The organism is Bartonella sp. WD16.2 (assembly GCF_002022505.1).
GTDB lineage: Bacteria > Pseudomonadota > Alphaproteobacteria > Rhizobiales > Rhizobiaceae > Bartonella.
In genome coordinates this window covers 753,055-769,473 of record NZ_CP019781.1, presented here as the reverse complement: position 1 = coordinate 769,473, position 16,419 = coordinate 753,055, and the positions used below count along the sequence as shown (strand labels likewise).

Sequence of the window (16,419 nt, the reverse complement as noted above, 5' to 3'; positions counted from 1 at the left end):
TAAAAAACCTTATGATTTTATGGCGTAAACAACCGTTGTATTAACAGGGCGTGTTTCTGCTGTACCTGTTGAAGAAATCGTGGCACTATGCGTGTGTGCACCTGCTGAGCCTGTATTTGCTCTTATATTTTGGCTATAAAAGGCAGGGTTTCTTCCACCAATAGGACTGCCAGGTCTTCTTAACGCCTCATACTGAAACTGGTGCACATGCGCCCCTGACATTTCAATGGTGCAGCCATGTGTATGTGCTTTCAAGCTATCTTGCTGCTTTTCGGCAAATTTTCTACCCTGATCTATACCACGCCCATTATCAAAACCACGTAGAAATATCCCCCTAAAATCGGGCACTCTAAAAGTAGTATCGCTATCTGCTCCCCAATATATATCTATTGCCTTGAACAACCGAGGATATTTTACACGCTCATAGCTTGCACCATCACACAAAAGCCAACCACCTGGCACTTCTTTCATTGCAAATGTCGCAATAAACCCAGGAGGAAAGATTTCTATCTGAGGAGGTGTTTTGGGTGTTGGGTTTAATAAATACCAACCATCAAGACTTCTTGTTAATGTGCTGTTACTATAGATCAGCTCATAAATGCCATCCTTTTGTAGCTCACCACCTTCTAATGATATAACACCTATATCAGTCATTTTATAAATAGACTTCTCACTCAAGCTATTGACAGTTATTGTTGTTGCACCAACATTGGTATCACTGGCCCTAAAACGTATAAAAATATCATTCTTATATTCCGTGATAGGAGAAACTGTATTGAGTGTAATTGATGTCGTCTTTTCTTGACTGTTAACAATAAACTTTGCTTCAATTGTCCCACCATTATCTGCAAGATATTCTCGTATACGCTGCATCATAGCACGGGCACTATTATTAACAGAACTGGGCGGCTGTCCTTGTGCCCAATTAATAATATCATCTGAGTGTGCGTTTGTATCCGCTGTCAGTGACCAATCATAAATATCAGACATTATAAACTCCTGCCCTTGTTAAGAACTCTTTGCGCAATTGATCTCCTCTTTGTCGACCATTGAAAGAAGATGGCTGGCGGCGAGGACTAATCAAAGGCGTTAAATCCGCAGGGCGTGCTCCTGCTTGTGCAAACACAGGCTGCTGCATCATTTGATTTTGTGCCAACTGTATTTGTTGATCATAATTTTGCGCATTCTCTTTGATTAACTGCGTTAAACCCGCCACGCCTTTTTTTAGAAAATCAGCATGACCACCCTGCTCCTGCAATGGAGCATTCTGTGCAACCAATTGATCACCCTGCATTATATTTTGAAGCCTTTGCATGCCACGTGGTGGAACCGCTTCATTATTTGGAACTGCATTCCTATACCCTTGCTGAGGTTGAGCTGTTTTATTGTACAGCTGATAAACATGATTCATAAAATCACCTGCTGTTGCACCAGGGCGGCCACCATTAAGGGCTACTGCCTGGGGGCTTAACAGTTGGCTTGCTGGTGCATCGGGGTTCTTAATAAGCCTTGCTGCCCCCGCTGGCCCTTGTTGGTGTGCTAAGTAAAGTTCAGCTTCTGAAGGGGCTCTTCCCAAAGCTGTTTGCAAATAACGAATATTGTCTTTGGTAAACCGTGCCATCGCATCAATCGATTGAAGGGGGTCAAACTTGTTATCCAGCTTATATTGGCGTGCTGTTGAATCTAAGAATTGATAAAGCCCACCTGCACTACTGTTCTTATTTCTTGCATTGGGATCACCACCACTTTCTATCATCGCAACGCGTTTAAGAAAGCTTTCGGGTAAATTATACCTTTGTGCCGCTTGGGAAATGGCACTGTGAACATGAGGATGAAAATTGATCATTAATTTTTAAGCCCTCTAATATAGCTGCCCGTCGATAGAACATTAAGCAAATTGATGAATTTTACAAATTCTTCTTGTGTGATTAAACGCTTCCGTTCTGCTTTACGAAACTTGTTAATTAACTCAACAGATTTTTGTCTCGATAACCTAACATCCCCACGTTCATGGGCTGTTATCAGTTCTGCAATATCTCTCTCGATATTTTTATCGATTGATGACACTCCACGCTTTACTGACCCTGTAAAAAAATTCATTATTGTAGTACGAAGGCTAGACTTACTTACATTATCAAGTGCTTCTCCTGCCTTTGATCCGAGCTCACCCTCGTTCCTTGGAAGGCGAGCAAATAACTCTGATCTCTCAACCTCTGGCCGTAAAGCTTTCATCATTTGGTTTGCTTTATCCTTACCATAAATGAGCTGTAATTTTTCTTGCCCACCTTGCGTATTAAACAAGCTTGAAAGACTATTTTCAGGGCTTTGTACATTGGCTGCTGCATGTTCTATCTGTGAACGTGCACCTTTTCTAAACGCATCCAGTTCTTTAGATTCCAAGCCTGAAAGCTGATTTTTGATCATATCAAGCGTAACATTCTTATCAAACGCTTTTTCACCTTGAGATAAGGCGCTGCCAAGAGTGCGCTCGTCATGGTAAAACTTTCTTGCTTGGGTATAATGTGGAGATGATGTATCTAAAACACGAAGCAAACGTTCCTTCACATTCATCAAATCTGCAGCGTGTGTTTGATTGTCTTCTCTAAGAGCTAATTTAATCTGATTGTCTATATCGCCCTTTATTCTGTGCAAAATCTGCATACTCATTTCTGGATTTTTACGGTTTGCTATAACTGTTTCATCTCCCACATTCAACAAACCCGCAATTGCTTTTTTACGTGCGTCATTAAATGCAGGACTTTCTTCTAAAAGCTGTAAATCTTTCATAACAGACTCTGCAATGGGTGCAGTAAATGCCTTTTCATAGAGCGGTTCAGCCTCTCTTTTTGCGGTGTTAATAATGTCTTGCTTTAAATCAAGTGTATTAACTTTCTTACCGAGTGTTTCATTTAGTCTTTCCCTTACACGTTGAGTACTTTCAGCTTGCCTAGCTCCTAAACGATTGCTCATTATTGAATGTGTAGGATAGTCTTTTTTTGCCTCTCTTAAAGCCCGTGCAGCAAGCTGATCACTTAAATCAATGATCATTGAATCAGGACCTTTCCACTTTAAAGCCTTGTCTAGATCATGAATACCTGCACTGTCTAAAGCACGACTTATCTCTTTAAGCGCTTTGTTGCTTATTTGAACTTCACCTGGTTGACTTCCACGAACCCATTTTGGAAGCGTTTTTTTAACAAAAGAAGTCGTTGCACTAGCTGGTTTTGTGACAAGAGGCGCTGCTGCTGATAGAGCAAAGGGTGTAAGACCACCAAATGCCCCACCAAATCCAGTAGTTACTATAGTATTCCCCCAACCTTCCCCTTCACCACTTCCTGCTATAGCTCCATAGATTCCACCGATTTTTGCTGCGCGTATTGTATTAAACTTTGCTACGGCTTTCTTTGCAGTTGCTTCCCCTGCAAGTTTTGCTTCTGCCCGTGTGGCACCTTGCGCTAATGCAGAATGAAATGCTTTTGCCTCTGCTCTACTTATATAATCTGCAGCTGCACCTGAAGTTCTTGTGGCTGCCTTATTTACAGGACTCATTACAGCTTTACCTACAGCTTTTGCAGCAGTAGGAGTAGCACGTATAGCACCGGGAATAGCACGTCCAGTAGCAAGTGCACCACGTCCAACAGCAGCAGGAGCAGCACGCATAGCAGCGGGAACAGCGCGTACAACTGAAGGCATAGCGCGCATAGCAGCAGGAGCAGCACGTATAGCAGCAGCTATACCTCGTCCAGCAGCAAGTGCACCACGTCCAATAGCAGCACCACCCGCTACAACAGGGCCTCCAACTATTGCAGGAACTATGGCTGCCACACCACCAGCTAAATTACCAGCGAAATAAGCATAAGGATGCTCTTTTGCCAACAACTTTTGATAATCACGCCGTCTTTTCACTGAATCGTCATATGTTTCGTCCGTAAAAAGTGCATCTTTTGCTGCTGCTATTTCATCATCATAGCCCAAAGTCACTCCGTGAACTGATCCCCATCCCAAAGCTTCCATAGTATTCGTTTTAGGGCTATCTTCTTGTGTCGTTGGTTTATTTTGTGTCGTTGGTTTATTATTGTTTGTGATAGAACCATTTTGTCTTGCTTTAGCAAGTAATTCTTTATTCCTTGAGAAAATCTCTCGGAGTTGTTCTGGAGTAAAGTCACTTATATGACCAAGAACTTCAGCATTATTATAGTTTGTATCAAGCAATCGCTTATCAACTAATCGCTTATCAAAAGGCTTTTCGTTTATCATGGGTTGTCTTAACTCAGCCATTGCTTTGTTTCCTTCTAACGCGATTGTCACTATCAAGGAATGCATAACCTTCTGGTAACGTATCAAATTGCGTATATTCCGTCACACGTGGCTGCTCATCTTGCGTCTGTTGCGCCTTATCTTGATTTTGATAAGCCTCAAGTCCGTATGCTTCTTGAACAAGTTCAGGTGATACTTCTCCTTCACTAAAAAGAAGTATCCGCGTTGCTTTATTGGCTTTCTCGTAAGTATCAATAATCGTTTGGAAAGATTCTTTCATCTGCTCAGGTGAAAGGTCTTGCTCTAAAGCAGCTATAGAGTTCTGCAGTGCCATAAATTCAACGTTAGATAAGTTCCCAAAGCCCGATGCTCCATTTGGAGAATAATGTTTCATTTGTTGCAATTTATCAATTGCAATGTTGGCCTTAATAACATTAAGCATAGACTTAAATCGAGATGCCTCTGATGCTGGAAAGAACGATCCCCAATAACCATACCAACCAACAACGTTAGGATTTTTATCCAATTTTTCCTTTAATTTTTCTACCATTCCAATGAACTTTGCTGCTTCAAAAGATTTGTTTGCAAATTCTATTTTTTTCTTGTTCTCTTCATCTATTCTTTTACGCTCTGCATCGCTTCCTGGAATAAGTACAGAACGTATGTTGCCATTTTCATCTTTAACATACATATGTCCAAGCTCAGGCCTTGAAAGCATATTGTTAGGATCATCTGTCCTTTCTGTTCCCTTGAGATATTCAATCTTGCCCGTCTGTGTTGATATTTGGTAAGCCATATCACCGGGCAAGCCGTATGCTTCCTTTTCTTCGGGTGTCAGTATTCTATAGCCCTCCTTAAGACCAGCAGGGCTTAGCGTATCACTCATGATTTTCATAGAAAGATCAGGGTTTTGTGCAATTGCTTGCGCCTCTTGATCACTATATCCTTTGGATTGTAAAACGTTCAAAGTTTGCTGACGTTGAGCCCGCTCACTATTGCCCTGGCGCAATTTAAGTGCTGCATTTGAAAAGCTCTCTTGAGGTGTTTGCCCTGAAGCAAGACCAGCAAAAGAGTCCATTAAACGCTCTGAAAACTCCGAATTCTTAAAACGATCCCATAAAGAACCCGCACTGTCTTTGTCTTGAACCCCCGCATGGCCATTACCCCCGCTAATCTTTGGAAAAAATCGTCTGCTTCACTATTGGCAAGCTGCTCTGGCTGACCTTGTGAATTAATAAAGTTTTCAGGTGCATTTAAAGATTCTTGTTCTTGCTCTGACTTATCATTTGTCTGTAAAGCACCCTCCTCACTCAAAGGCGCATTTTCATTTAAAGGTGCATTCGTCTGCAATTGCTCTCTAGCAGATCTTCTGTTGAGCTCAGCAATATAATTCATTGCATCTTTTTGCTGTTGCTCTGCTTCATTTTGTGAAGGCATATCAATAGGAGAAACAAATTCAGATTGGGAAATCAATGATTCACCATGCCCTAGAGAGTTACTCTTATCGTATTGCGGTGTATTGTTTGTTTTGATCGAATAATCCGATAAAGGGGCCATCTGATCTTTTAAATCCGCAACAGATACAATTAAATCTTTAAGCCCTTTTTTGCCCGTTTCTTCAGGCTCCTTATAATAGCCTCGAATAAGATCTGGAAAATCAATTTTTTTAGGCCATACATTCTTGTCGAGTAGATGGATAGGAACGGATAAGCTGTAGCGGACAAGATCTCGAAATGGCATACGACGGGCTAAAGACATCATCCCTTTATTATTGCGGCCATCTTCTTGATCCAAAGATGGATCTAACGCATAAAATCTAGACATTAAGCAACCCTTTCCATATCAAAACCAAGCTTGCTATAATCAACATGCAAAAGACCGGTGACAGTATTTAAGAAAACAGCCTCAGGGTTTGTTGCAAGAATATCTTGCGCCATCACCCCTCTATAGCACTTAGAGCACCCTTTGTAATTATAGTCATAGAGTTTATGGCCATTCCTATACCCAACTTCAACAATGTTCTCTTTTGCTCTTCGATCACTTAACCCCGGCATTCCACCAAAAATGCCCCCAATACCTCCAATAGTTGCCCATGGATTGTTTTGAACAAGCGTTGTCGATTGCCCTGTTTGTGTACCGTAATTGCCAGAAACAGCCCCTCCTGCGGCCAGTAACTTACTTAACTGATCCCATTCAAGATTATTCTGCTGCTCCCATTTTTCCCGCTCTGCATCAAGTTTCTGCTGATTATTGGCATCAATCAAACTGCCCCCCGCAAGCGCATTCATATTCGCTTGACCTTGACCTTGGAAGAAATTCGAAGCCCCTGCAAGCTGGTTTTGGTTGGCCTGGTCAATCAAACTATTGGCAGCCATCATATTGTTAACATCTTGGTTATATTGCTGTGCCATCGCTTGGGTTGCAATACCCCCCAATTCATTGGCAAGAACGCCCGTATGTGCTCCCGAACCATAACGCCCTGCCCCTGACATTGAGCTGTTAATAGAGCTCGCCGTATTATTTAAGGTGTTTTGAAGGGCTTCATTAAAATAAGGGTTAGCGCCTATTTGCGCCCCAGAAGCCATGTTGCTTAAATTTTGACTTGCTGCATTTGGTCCCGTGGCAAGCCCATTTAAATAGCTGTTATTATAGCTTTGAGCCGTGTTGTTAAGCCCTGTAATCGCACCCAATGTCTGATCACTCAAATTGGTAACACGATCCCCCTGATAAACCTCCTTTCCACTGCCACTATTGTAAAGATTCATCGCATCATTGGCACCAAGCTCAAAAATACCTTGTGCCCATGCTGGTGGTGCATTTGTCTGTGTTGTATTTTGTGTTACCTTTGGTTTTTTATTCTTTCCCATGGTAAAGCTGCTTTCTATATTCTAAAAGATTAACGCAGTAGCCATGCGCTTTAAGAGATCTCTCCCATCCACGCCGGCCTATGATGATAAGCTCGTCTGCCCCTTGTTCTTTGTAATAGTCCTCAATATGCGGAATAATCTGACTTAAATGCTGACCACCTGTTCCACCAAGCGTCACAATAACCGCACGCTTTACCCCTGTAACAAGATGATCCAATTGTGTAGTGATATGAGCCATAAAATTTTCATGCTCATCAACGATAATCCAAAGAAGCTTTTCTCCCTTTAAAATATCGTTCAAAAGCGTCTCAAGATCATAATCATCGGGAAACTTATCAATAAAATAAGCAATCGATTTTAAGATATCACGCCAATAGGGTGCTATTTGCTCAGCACTCCATTGCTGTGTGTTATAAACCTTCAAATTCATCTGATACCTGCAGGTTTGAGTGTTACTTCAAAACCTGTCATATGCGTCCACGGCGTGCCTTCTGGAATCCTGAGACGCAACGCGTGATAACGCGCCCGTGAGCGAATATTATACATCCCGTGATTATAGCCCGCATAACGCTCGTCTGCCCAATGAAACCGATTGTCATCATCCAGAATAAAAGCAGCCCCAACACTTAATAAACCTTCTGTTGTATCGGCTTGAACAAAAGCCTCACTCATCAGGTTGATCTGTCTTGTCGTATTACCCATCGTCTGTGAGGTAATCACCGCTTCCATCGGCGGGCCTGCAAAAAGCCCAAATCTATTGTCTTGATTAAACGCTCCTAAGACAGGGGCACCATTTTGCCATATCTTACTATCAAGAGAAGCGGGCAAATCTATCAAACGATTAGAGACTTCATCGAGACCTTCTAAGGTATACCCCACTGCAAATAAGGGAAATAAGAAAAGATCATGCCCCTTGATGACACTCCATGTTTGCAAGATCCAATCATACACATAAATATGCATTCCAGCGATATCGTCATTGATCGAAAAGTACACCCGTGAATAAACTGGATCAATGCACGCGTGCATGTCATCAATAGAAAAGTTATGATAAAGTGCAAAAACCGTTTTATCGACTTTACCAAACCCAATAGGCAGCATCTCCCCTTCATTATTGATCTGGTAAAACCCATCATCAGCGACAAAGAAAGTATGTTCCCCACGGCTTGCAATGGCTGTGCTGCTTTTGGCTCCTATTTTATCCTTTATTTTTGTAAAACTAAATATAATCTTCGAGCCCGGCACAAATGTCGCATGGTAAATGGCCGATCGCATAAAAATAAATGGGTTGGTTGCTTGTGTTGAACCTTGAACATATTCACCATCTGGAAAATCTTGATAATCACAGCTGTTTTTCCCAATAGTCCAAAACTGCGCATCATTTAACCCTGACCAATGCACACGGTTTGGATAATCTGTAAGCTTCATCAAACAAACAAAATCACCCCAAACACGCACAATACCAGCCCGTGGAGGCTCCCCTCCCAAATCATCAAATCTCTCATCCTTTTTTAAAGAAAGCACCTGTGGTGCATCATTACTATTAACAGCAATGATGTAATCCCCAAAAGAAGCAAAAGACCAAGGCGTTGTCTCATTGGCATGATAGAGCGTATCAGGCTTGCTGATATCTTTCCATCCACGCGTACTATTATCAAACGCGTAAAGCTTTGTTGGTGAACCAACAATGATCCGCACACCACCTGATGAACGCACAGCATACACGCTTAAAATCTCATCGGGAAACGGATCTGAGATAGGTGCAACCGTTGGAAAGGGAATATAAGCCTGAGGGGCAGGTAAAACATTCACAATCTCATTCGAATAGCCACTGTTTATAAATGCAGTGTCTGGTCTAAATTCAGCAATAGGGATAAAAGTCATCAGAAATCCGTGTGTTGAATCTGTGCAAAGTTTTTACGCCGTGAGGTCTCAATTTGAAGAACGTTTAACTGTTCTTGAAACATCGCAAGGGCTGTTGCTGCCATCTGTGGCTCTTTGAGTATATTGGCATATAACTCATATTTTGCACGGGTTTTGATAAGCTCATAAGCTTCCAAAAACCATACAGATGCTTGCCTCGCATTCTCAATAGTTTTAACCCGTATAGGATCAAGAATAAGCCTGATAGAATAAACATCATCGGGTGTTGGATAGAAAACAAGCTTTCGTGCAAAATAAGCATAGCGTGTGGGCAAACCACGATGAGCCTCATCAAACCCTTCAATCTCCATCGGGTCTACCCGCAAAAGCTTTGACTTACTATGATTATTCCCATCAATATAAGCATCAATAATCTGAATAGCCCCACTGATTGAAGGATGAGCCTCATCTCCATAGCGGCTTTTGCCTTGCAATGTGGTTAAAACAACCTCACGGCTTTCATTGAAATAAAAGGGAAACCGTTCACAAAAGCGAATAGCTGAAAATATCACCTTTTGTACTTGATCAACATATTCATTGGTTTGATCATCAATCTCATCTTGAATATCACCAACCATCTGAATAAAATTTTGATCATGAGGAATAATCTCCCCTTTTATCTCAATGGGGCCGCCTGTATGAATCATAATAGCCATGCGTATTATCCCAACATTTAAAAAGGAGGGAGCGTAAGGAACAAACGCCCCCTTCTTTTAACGATTTGTGTAAAACTCAACAATGATCTCAGCATCCCCTTTGGAGCTTTTCTTGTCTCGTGTAACATAAATCGTATTTTCAAACTGAAGGGGAACGCTGCGTGCTTTTAAAGGCAATTCGACCTCTTTTACACCTTCCTCTTCAAGTACTTGGGTTCCATAATCACTGCCCCCTGGCTTTTTACCAATTGTTGCAGTGGCTCCTTCAAAATCTGTCAGTGTATAAATAGTGATGCTTTTAATTAAAGCACCCCGCGGTAAAACACCAACTGATGTGGTAAGTCCAGTGTCGCTTGCTTGTATACGCGAGCGAAAAAAGCTCACCTGCTGTGTATGAATATCACGCCCCTGCAAAACAGGTGGCATGCCTTCATCCGTTGTTTGTGTAAAATCAACAAATGTCTGTGTCATAAGACGTTGTTTTGTCATGATTAAATCCTACTCATTTCATTGATGTTTATACGTTATCTTCAGCAAAAGATGGGATAACAATGGTCCCAAAGTCTTGTGCTCCCTGATTAGAATAGGGTAAAGCGTAGCGTGATTTTTTCATGCCAATAATCGTCTTGGCAGCCACACCAAACTCACGTTCATAATCAAACAGCTCTTCCACTAATTTATAGCGTGTTGCTCCATTGCCTTTATTGCTACGCCCATAAGCCATGATGATACTTTGTGCACCAAGCAAAACAGCACGTCGAACAGATAAAACAGGCTCTTTGGTCTTTGAATCAACACCATTGGGCACATGAGCAGCTTCACGTAAAACAACACCATTATACACCCCTAATGATCCATCAAAAATGGGGTTTTTAGAACGGCTTCCATTAAAAACTGCCTTGGTAATATCAAGCCATTGCCCTTCATCTGTATTGGTGCGCAATTGGGTCACCTGTATTGGGTGAAGATACAACACATAGACACTGTCTCCATTAATCCGTACCGGTCTAATCTTAGGATTAGCCAATTTTGCACGCTGCACAGCTTGATCAATCAATTTGAGATTAAAGACATCCTCTTTTGCAAGTGCTTCATCCGTTTTTTTCTGATTTGGGCGAATAACACGCTTACTGCTTGGTTCTAAAGGTTCATTAAAACCATAATGCACTGGTTTAAGCGTTACGGTATGCCCTTCAAACTTCATCCATGGTGCTGTATAGCCTGCAGCTTGAATAAAGAACATCATGCTTAAACGGTCTGCATACCAATCAACAAGTGCATCCTTTGCTTCATTACGCAAGTTAAACAAAACACGTTGTTGATCAATCGACCCTTCATTTGGAACACGTACAGCATGAGAAAGCTCATTAATGTGTATCTTATCACTCATAAACTGAAGCGCTTCTTCATTACCTTCCAGCGTTTGACTTTCGCTAACACCATCACCCATAAGCTGGGTCCGTAATCCCATGGTAATTGAATCACTCGCTGATTTTCCTGATTCATCCTTCACTTGGATGATACTATTTTTGTTTGTCCCCATAAGCGGTGCAATAGACAATGCTTTTGAGGTCTCTGTATTGAGCATCTTAGCCCAAGCGCTAACCGCTAATGGGTCATTGATATTCATTTGTGTTGTCGCCATTTTTTAAAATGCCTTTCTTCATCTTGGTTAAAAAATTGCCGCACTTGTGCAGCATAACCAAGCAACATCACTTGGTTATCTCTGATGAGCTAAGATGCATGTCTTTCACATCCCGCTCATAATTTGTTCAAATTTCCCAGGATTTTTCTCAACCCATGCTGCAAATTCAGCTTCCGGCATGGAAGAAAGCGTTTTTACATCAACACCCCCTGTTGGAGCTTGCCCCCCACGGGCTGTCAATGTACGTGCTGCTGTTGTGCGTTCTTGAAGAGCACTCACATCATCTCTCATCTGTGGACCAGAGTATCCAGACTTCTTTGCTTTTTGCACAAGAAACTCCACAGGGTTAATACCTGCCCTTTGACACTGCTTACATATATCACGCAATTGAGTGCCAAGTTGTTCTTGTCTTACCGCAGGGTCATTAAGTTGCGGAAATATACTGGCATTTTCTTTCAAATCATTGTCTGCAAACTCATAAAGATAATCCATCATGCTATCTAAGTCAGGGTATTTATCTTGAACCTGTGCCTTGGCTGCTTCAAAATAATCCCCTAATTGCTGACGCTCATAGTACTCTTGATTGACGCGCTCTTGTTGCTCTCTTATCGATGAAAACTCATGAAACAACCTTTGCTGTTCTTGCACCTTCTGACCAATCCATACCATATACGCCTTGCGATCCTTTTCCAAAGAAGGAACATTTTCATCATAACGGCGCGTAATTTCTTGCTGCATGGCGGCATATTTTTGTGCCATCTCTAGCGCAAGCTCACGGGCCTCAGCAGCATCTTGCTCCGCTTTTTGACGCGCTTGGCGCTCTTGCTCTACAACAGCGTAACGAGGTTGCTCAGACTCCTTCTCGCCACCATCATCATTTAACGGCTCTTGAGAAACCTCTTCTCCTGGCTGCTCAGATGCCTCATCTAGCCCACCTGTGTCATTTGCTCCATCTGTTTCAACATCCTGCTCAGTTTCCTTAGCTTCTATGCTCTCAACAGGATCATTGCTTGCAAATTGTTCATCATAAAGGGCTTGTTCTTCAGGGGTTAATTTTTCTTCCATTGTCTCGTTCCTTTTCGTTTAAGTTTAAGTTTTGCCTCTGATGGTTGCTGCTCGATAACCTTCAAGCTCTATTTGTAATGCTCTGATTTGTAATTCTCGCTCAGTTATCGCATTTCTTGCTCTTTGCATTTCAAGCTGCATACGCGCTTGTTCTTGCTTTAAGAAAAGCTCAATATTCTTTTGCTGCAGTGCTGCCTGTTTGCTTTGGGCATCCAGTTGATTGAGCACGCCTTTCGCCTGAGTTTCTTGTTGAATGGCTGCAACTTTTGCTTGTTGCTCGGGGCTTAATTGCGGCCCTTGGTTTTGCATCATCATCTGCTGTTGTTGCTGTTGCATTTGCGCTTGCTGGGCTTTAGCCGTCAAACTGGCCACAAGAGTTGCCGGCAATGGCGAGAGCTTCAAAAGATCGGGAATCATATCAGGCGTTAAGAAATTTCCGAGCAACGGCAACATCTGAGTAACAGCTGCAAAGGTTTTTTCTTTCTCATTCGGACTGGTTGGTGAATCATCAACAATAATGTCATACTCAAGGGTGGTGACAGCCTCACGCGTTAAGGGTACATACTCAGCCTTCTCTGGTCCAGAAATGCGCACCAAACGACCATCGGAAAGATAGTTTTGAATCAGATAAAGAATGATCTTTCCTTGCCTGCACCGATACAGCTTTAAATTATCAAATAAACCTGCAAGCAAATTGAGTGTTGACTGGCGGCGTGTATTCTCCAACACATTCGCCTGATTAACCTCCCTTGTTCCTATAAACTCAGCAGATAAACCTGTCACATGTGTAAGCGCCTCGCGGGACTCATTGAACAATTGAAAAAAACCATTGGGAAATTCTGCACGTGGTTTGGACTGTATCATTCCACGAGTTAAAGCACCATTTTTAAGCCATGTGATCGTATCAGCCTTTGCCCAACTCTCCACGGCCTGGCGATCATCATCAAAAGCATCTCGTTCAGCCATAATCCCGCCTTTGGCTTGGCTATTGAGGATATACATCACCTGACTAAAATATTTATTCGACCATTTTTGTGGGTCTTTCGCCGGCCTGACAATGCCGTAAAACTGGTTTTTAAGCTTATCCAACGTGCCTGTAATGCATTCCCATCCAAGTTGCCCATCAGGTGCTAATGGTCTATCAGGTTTGCCTAAAAGACGACGCCCTAAAAAAACACGCTTAACCACCTTTTTATGAAAGCTCGCTCCTTGGATTTGCGGCATAAGCATTTGCAGCTGTTCAAACTCTTGGGCACTATAATCACGCATCTGCCCCGTTTGAAGATCAGGCGCTTTGTAATAGGTCTCATGTTCAAACCAACGACACTCAACAAGCGTGACATAACGTTTCCTTGAAATGGCATCTATCCCATTATTGTCATCACCATAAGCATCAAGGGAAACATGATAATCTTCAAGATCGGTTGTGTTATCGATAGCCCAATCAGCATTCAGATCTTCACTGGCCACATTGGGAAACAAGCTTTTTGCATCCTCGATGGGCTTGCGATCAACATACCACATGCGCTGTGCATCAACCAGATTAGGCCTTACAGCATTAACATCCCACACCATTTTGAGTGGATCTAAACGTCTTACTGTGGGTTTACCTTCAGGGTTTTCCTCATAATCAAGCCGTGTATCTGTCCACCCCATACCGCAAATGACCATATCTTGAAAGGCATCGGAATCGGCATATTCAGCTTCAGCTTCATCACGAAACCACTCTGCTGCTCCGGTGAGCAATTCATTGGATATCGCTGCACCAACTTGTCTTGGTTGAAACTGCACTTCCCGTTTATTGTTACGCTCTGCTCCAACAATGGCATTGACCAAAGGAGCAATACGGTTAAACGTCATCACGGGGCGCCGCTGTGCTTTTAAAACAGCTAAATCTTCTTCTGCCCACTGACGTCCATTATAAAAGTCAAAGTCTTCACGCGCTTGCTCTCGCCATTCATTGGCATGCTCTATATCTTCTGCATACCAAGACTTAAGACGTCTATAAAGCGCATCATCATCAAGACTTGTCGTCTTTTTAAGGTCGTTTTCTAAAATGCCATCCATGATGCCGTTTCTCTTTCTGTCGCGCTATAACGCTCTGGTTTTGATGGAGTACGTGGTGCTTCATAAACAGTACACATCAAACCAAAGGCATCAGCTCCATGACTTGCCCAGTCATGTTCAGCACCCAAACCAATGGCGCGCTTTTCATCCCATTTTTCGTGATACCAATTTAACGCCTTACGACCCGCAACCGTTGTTTCTTCATGAAACCAAACACAAGGCAAAATACGACGCACCGCTTCAATGCGCATTTTGACAGCTCCTGCTCCTTGATTGGGTACAACCTGTGTGTCAAAACCAGCCTCATTTAAAGCACTCTCAAAGCTTACATTGTAAACACGGTCTCTTGTCGCCCCATCATGAGGAAGCACCATCACTGCCTTGTCATAACCATTATGACGCAACCATCCTATATGCTCCGATAAGGGTTGACCTTGTGCTTCATAATAATCAAGCACCCTGATCTCTCTTCCCACAAACTGTGCAATCCATATAGCCGTTGCGTCAGCTTTAGCTCCAGTGCCCCCAATATCCCAAAAAGCACGAATGGGCATTAAAGGATCACGTGCAACATGCCCTATTCGCCCCTCTTGCTCTGCAGCTAACATCTCCTTTTGGAAATAAGCCCCTTGCACAGCTTTAAGATAATCACCCTCCCAAATATGCTTATAACTCTCAGGGCGGTTTTGAAGATCATCAAGGCGTACTCTTTGCAGCTTTTGGGGAAACAAAGGATTATCAGACCAGTTAACTTCTACTCCTTTAATGTTTTCGTCCTTTGTAAAACGAAAGCGTCTTTCAACAGGTGCATTTTCACGCAACGGATTCCACGTCACCCAAAGCTCTGCACGCCAGCCCTCTCCTTCTTCCCGCAATGTCGGTATTAGTGTTTGCCAAGCCGTTTCCGTCACAGGTTCAGCTTCATCAACCCAACAAAGCAAAATACGCCCCATCGACTTAATGCTCGCAATATTGCGATCTAGCCCTGAAAACTGAAAAGATATACGTCCATCTTTCGATTTGATTGACGACTCTCCAACACAGTAATAATCTTTCAAAAAATCATAAGTCTCAATCGCTCGTTTAATCTCTTGCAATGAACTCTCAGCAAGTGAATTTTGAAACTGGCGGGCACAAAGGATAATCCCTGATATCCCACCCATACCATATTCATAGCCCTTTAAGGCTGCCATTAAGGCAAAAGACCTTGTCTTTCCTGATCCTCGTCCTCCCCAAGCGGCACGTACATCAGCAGCTCCTTGAAACAACGGGATTAATTTCTCGATGATCACAACTTGAGCTGTAGCCATCTCAATCACCCCTAAACAGCTTTTTTGTCCTTTACAACAGGCGCTACAATCTCAACACGTGTAATCATCTTGATGGCTTCATCATTTTCACCGGTAACCTGCAAAGGTAAGATCTTGCCCAACAAGGCTAAATAAGCCGCTGGGCACTTTACAGCCTGGCGTTCAAGATAAGAGATCAACCCTTCATTGCCATATTTGTTGCCAGCCTGCTCTGCTGCCTTAATCACAGCCTCTTTAAGTATACGCGTTGTCTTATTGGGAACACCTTTCACACGCTCTGCTCCTGCATTAGGCGGTGTCCCTTTCACAGACTTATCTGATCCAGATGCCATCGGGGATTCCTTTAAAGTGATCTAAACAAAAAAGACCTCACTCTCGGGAGGACAAGAGGAGGTCAATTAATCGTCAATAAATAAAAATGAATAAACTGGATTATCCTAACAAAAAACCCCGCTTTCGCAGGGCTTTTAGCAGTATAGCAAGAAATAAAAATTGTATTACAAATCTAATTTTGGACGCAATAAAACTAGCACCATAATGTCATTAAATACCATTTCTATCCCTCTGTCAACTAAAAAATCATAATCTAGTATTTTTTTATCTCATTCTACCTAAATATGGTAACTCCA

The 16,419-nt window shown here is 42.5% G+C and carries 15 protein-coding genes; all 15 read right to left on the bottom strand.

The features are described from left to right. Window positions 1–9: 9 nt before the first annotated feature. The 15 genes from BWD162_RS03205 to BWD162_RS03135 all read right to left on the bottom strand — a co-directional run bounded on the left by BWD162_RS03205 (window position 10) and on the right by BWD162_RS03135 (window position 16,122). A complete protein-coding gene (locus BWD162_RS03205; RefSeq protein WP_078705411.1) occupies window positions 10–990 on the bottom strand; it encodes a tail fiber protein in 981 nt (326 codons plus the stop codon). Further along, complete coding sequence (locus BWD162_RS03200; RefSeq protein ID WP_078705410.1) at window positions 983–1,846, bottom strand: transglycosylase SLT domain-containing protein; 864 nt, start codon at window positions 1,844–1,846, stop codon at window positions 983–985. Before BWD162_RS03200 ends, BWD162_RS03205 begins: the two co-directional genes overlap by 8 nt. Continuing rightward, complete coding sequence (locus tag BWD162_RS03195; RefSeq protein WP_078705409.1) at window positions 1,846–4,278, bottom strand: hypothetical protein; 2,433 nt, start codon at window positions 4,276–4,278, stop codon at window positions 1,846–1,848. Before BWD162_RS03195 ends, BWD162_RS03200 begins: the two co-directional genes overlap by 1 nt. Further along, on the bottom strand, window positions 4,271–5,335 hold the full coding sequence (locus BWD162_RS03190) for a hypothetical protein (RefSeq protein WP_078705408.1): 1,065 nt from the start codon (window positions 5,333–5,335) through the stop codon (window positions 4,271–4,273). The genes BWD162_RS03195 and BWD162_RS03190 overlap by 8 nt, the downstream gene beginning before the upstream one ends. After that, the gene (locus BWD162_RS03185) at window positions 5,335–6,081 is read right to left on the bottom strand and encodes a hypothetical protein (RefSeq protein ID WP_078705407.1); all 747 of its coding nucleotides are present in this window, start codon (window positions 6,079–6,081) and stop codon (window positions 5,335–5,337) included. The genes BWD162_RS03190 and BWD162_RS03185 overlap by 1 nt, the downstream gene beginning before the upstream one ends. Then, window positions 6,081–7,124 (bottom strand): tail fiber domain-containing protein, encoded by a 1,044-nt coding sequence (locus BWD162_RS03180; RefSeq protein WP_078705406.1) that lies wholly within the window; start codon window positions 7,122–7,124, stop codon window positions 6,081–6,083. Before BWD162_RS03180 ends, BWD162_RS03185 begins: the two co-directional genes overlap by 1 nt. After that, entirely contained in the window at window positions 7,111–7,554 is a 444-nt protein-coding gene (locus tag BWD162_RS03175) for a hypothetical protein (RefSeq protein ID WP_236824129.1), read from the bottom strand. Before BWD162_RS03175 ends, BWD162_RS03180 begins: the two co-directional genes overlap by 14 nt. Next, entirely contained in the window at window positions 7,551–9,008 is a 1,458-nt protein-coding gene (locus BWD162_RS03170; protein ID WP_078705405.1) for a hypothetical protein, read from the bottom strand. Before BWD162_RS03170 ends, BWD162_RS03175 begins: the two co-directional genes overlap by 4 nt. Next, window positions 9,008–9,703, bottom strand: coding sequence for a phage adaptor protein (locus BWD162_RS03165; protein WP_078705404.1), 696 nt, complete (start codon window positions 9,701–9,703; stop codon window positions 9,008–9,010). The genes BWD162_RS03170 and BWD162_RS03165 overlap by 1 nt, the downstream gene beginning before the upstream one ends. 57 nt (window positions 9,704–9,760) lie before the next feature. After that, window positions 9,761–10,192: a hypothetical protein gene (locus BWD162_RS03160; RefSeq protein WP_078705403.1), complete on the bottom strand. Its 432-nt coding sequence runs from the start codon at window positions 10,190–10,192 to the stop codon at window positions 9,761–9,763. Between the two features lie 28 nt (window positions 10,193–10,220). Next, the gene (locus tag BWD162_RS03155) at window positions 10,221–11,348 is read right to left on the bottom strand and encodes a N4-gp56 family major capsid protein (protein WP_078705402.1); all 1,128 of its coding nucleotides are present in this window, start codon (window positions 11,346–11,348) and stop codon (window positions 10,221–10,223) included. A 105-nt stretch (window positions 11,349–11,453) separates the two neighbouring features. Further along, the gene (locus tag BWD162_RS03150; RefSeq protein WP_078705401.1) at window positions 11,454–12,413 is read right to left on the bottom strand and encodes a hypothetical protein; all 960 of its coding nucleotides are present in this window, start codon (window positions 12,411–12,413) and stop codon (window positions 11,454–11,456) included. 24 nt (window positions 12,414–12,437) lie between these two features. After that, window positions 12,438–14,480 carry a portal protein gene (locus BWD162_RS03145; RefSeq protein WP_078705400.1) on the bottom strand — a complete coding sequence of 681 codons (2,043 nt, stop codon included), beginning with the start codon at window positions 14,478–14,480 and terminating at the stop codon, window positions 12,438–12,440. Beyond that, window positions 14,465–15,790: a PBSX family phage terminase large subunit gene (locus BWD162_RS03140; protein ID WP_078705399.1), complete on the bottom strand. Its 1,326-nt coding sequence runs from the start codon at window positions 15,788–15,790 to the stop codon at window positions 14,465–14,467. Before BWD162_RS03140 ends, BWD162_RS03145 begins: the two co-directional genes overlap by 16 nt. 11 nt (window positions 15,791–15,801) lie before the next feature. Further along, on the bottom strand, window positions 15,802–16,122 hold the full coding sequence (locus BWD162_RS03135) for a hypothetical protein (RefSeq protein ID WP_078705398.1): 321 nt from the start codon (window positions 16,120–16,122) through the stop codon (window positions 15,802–15,804). Window positions 16,123–16,419 lie beyond the last annotated feature (297 nt).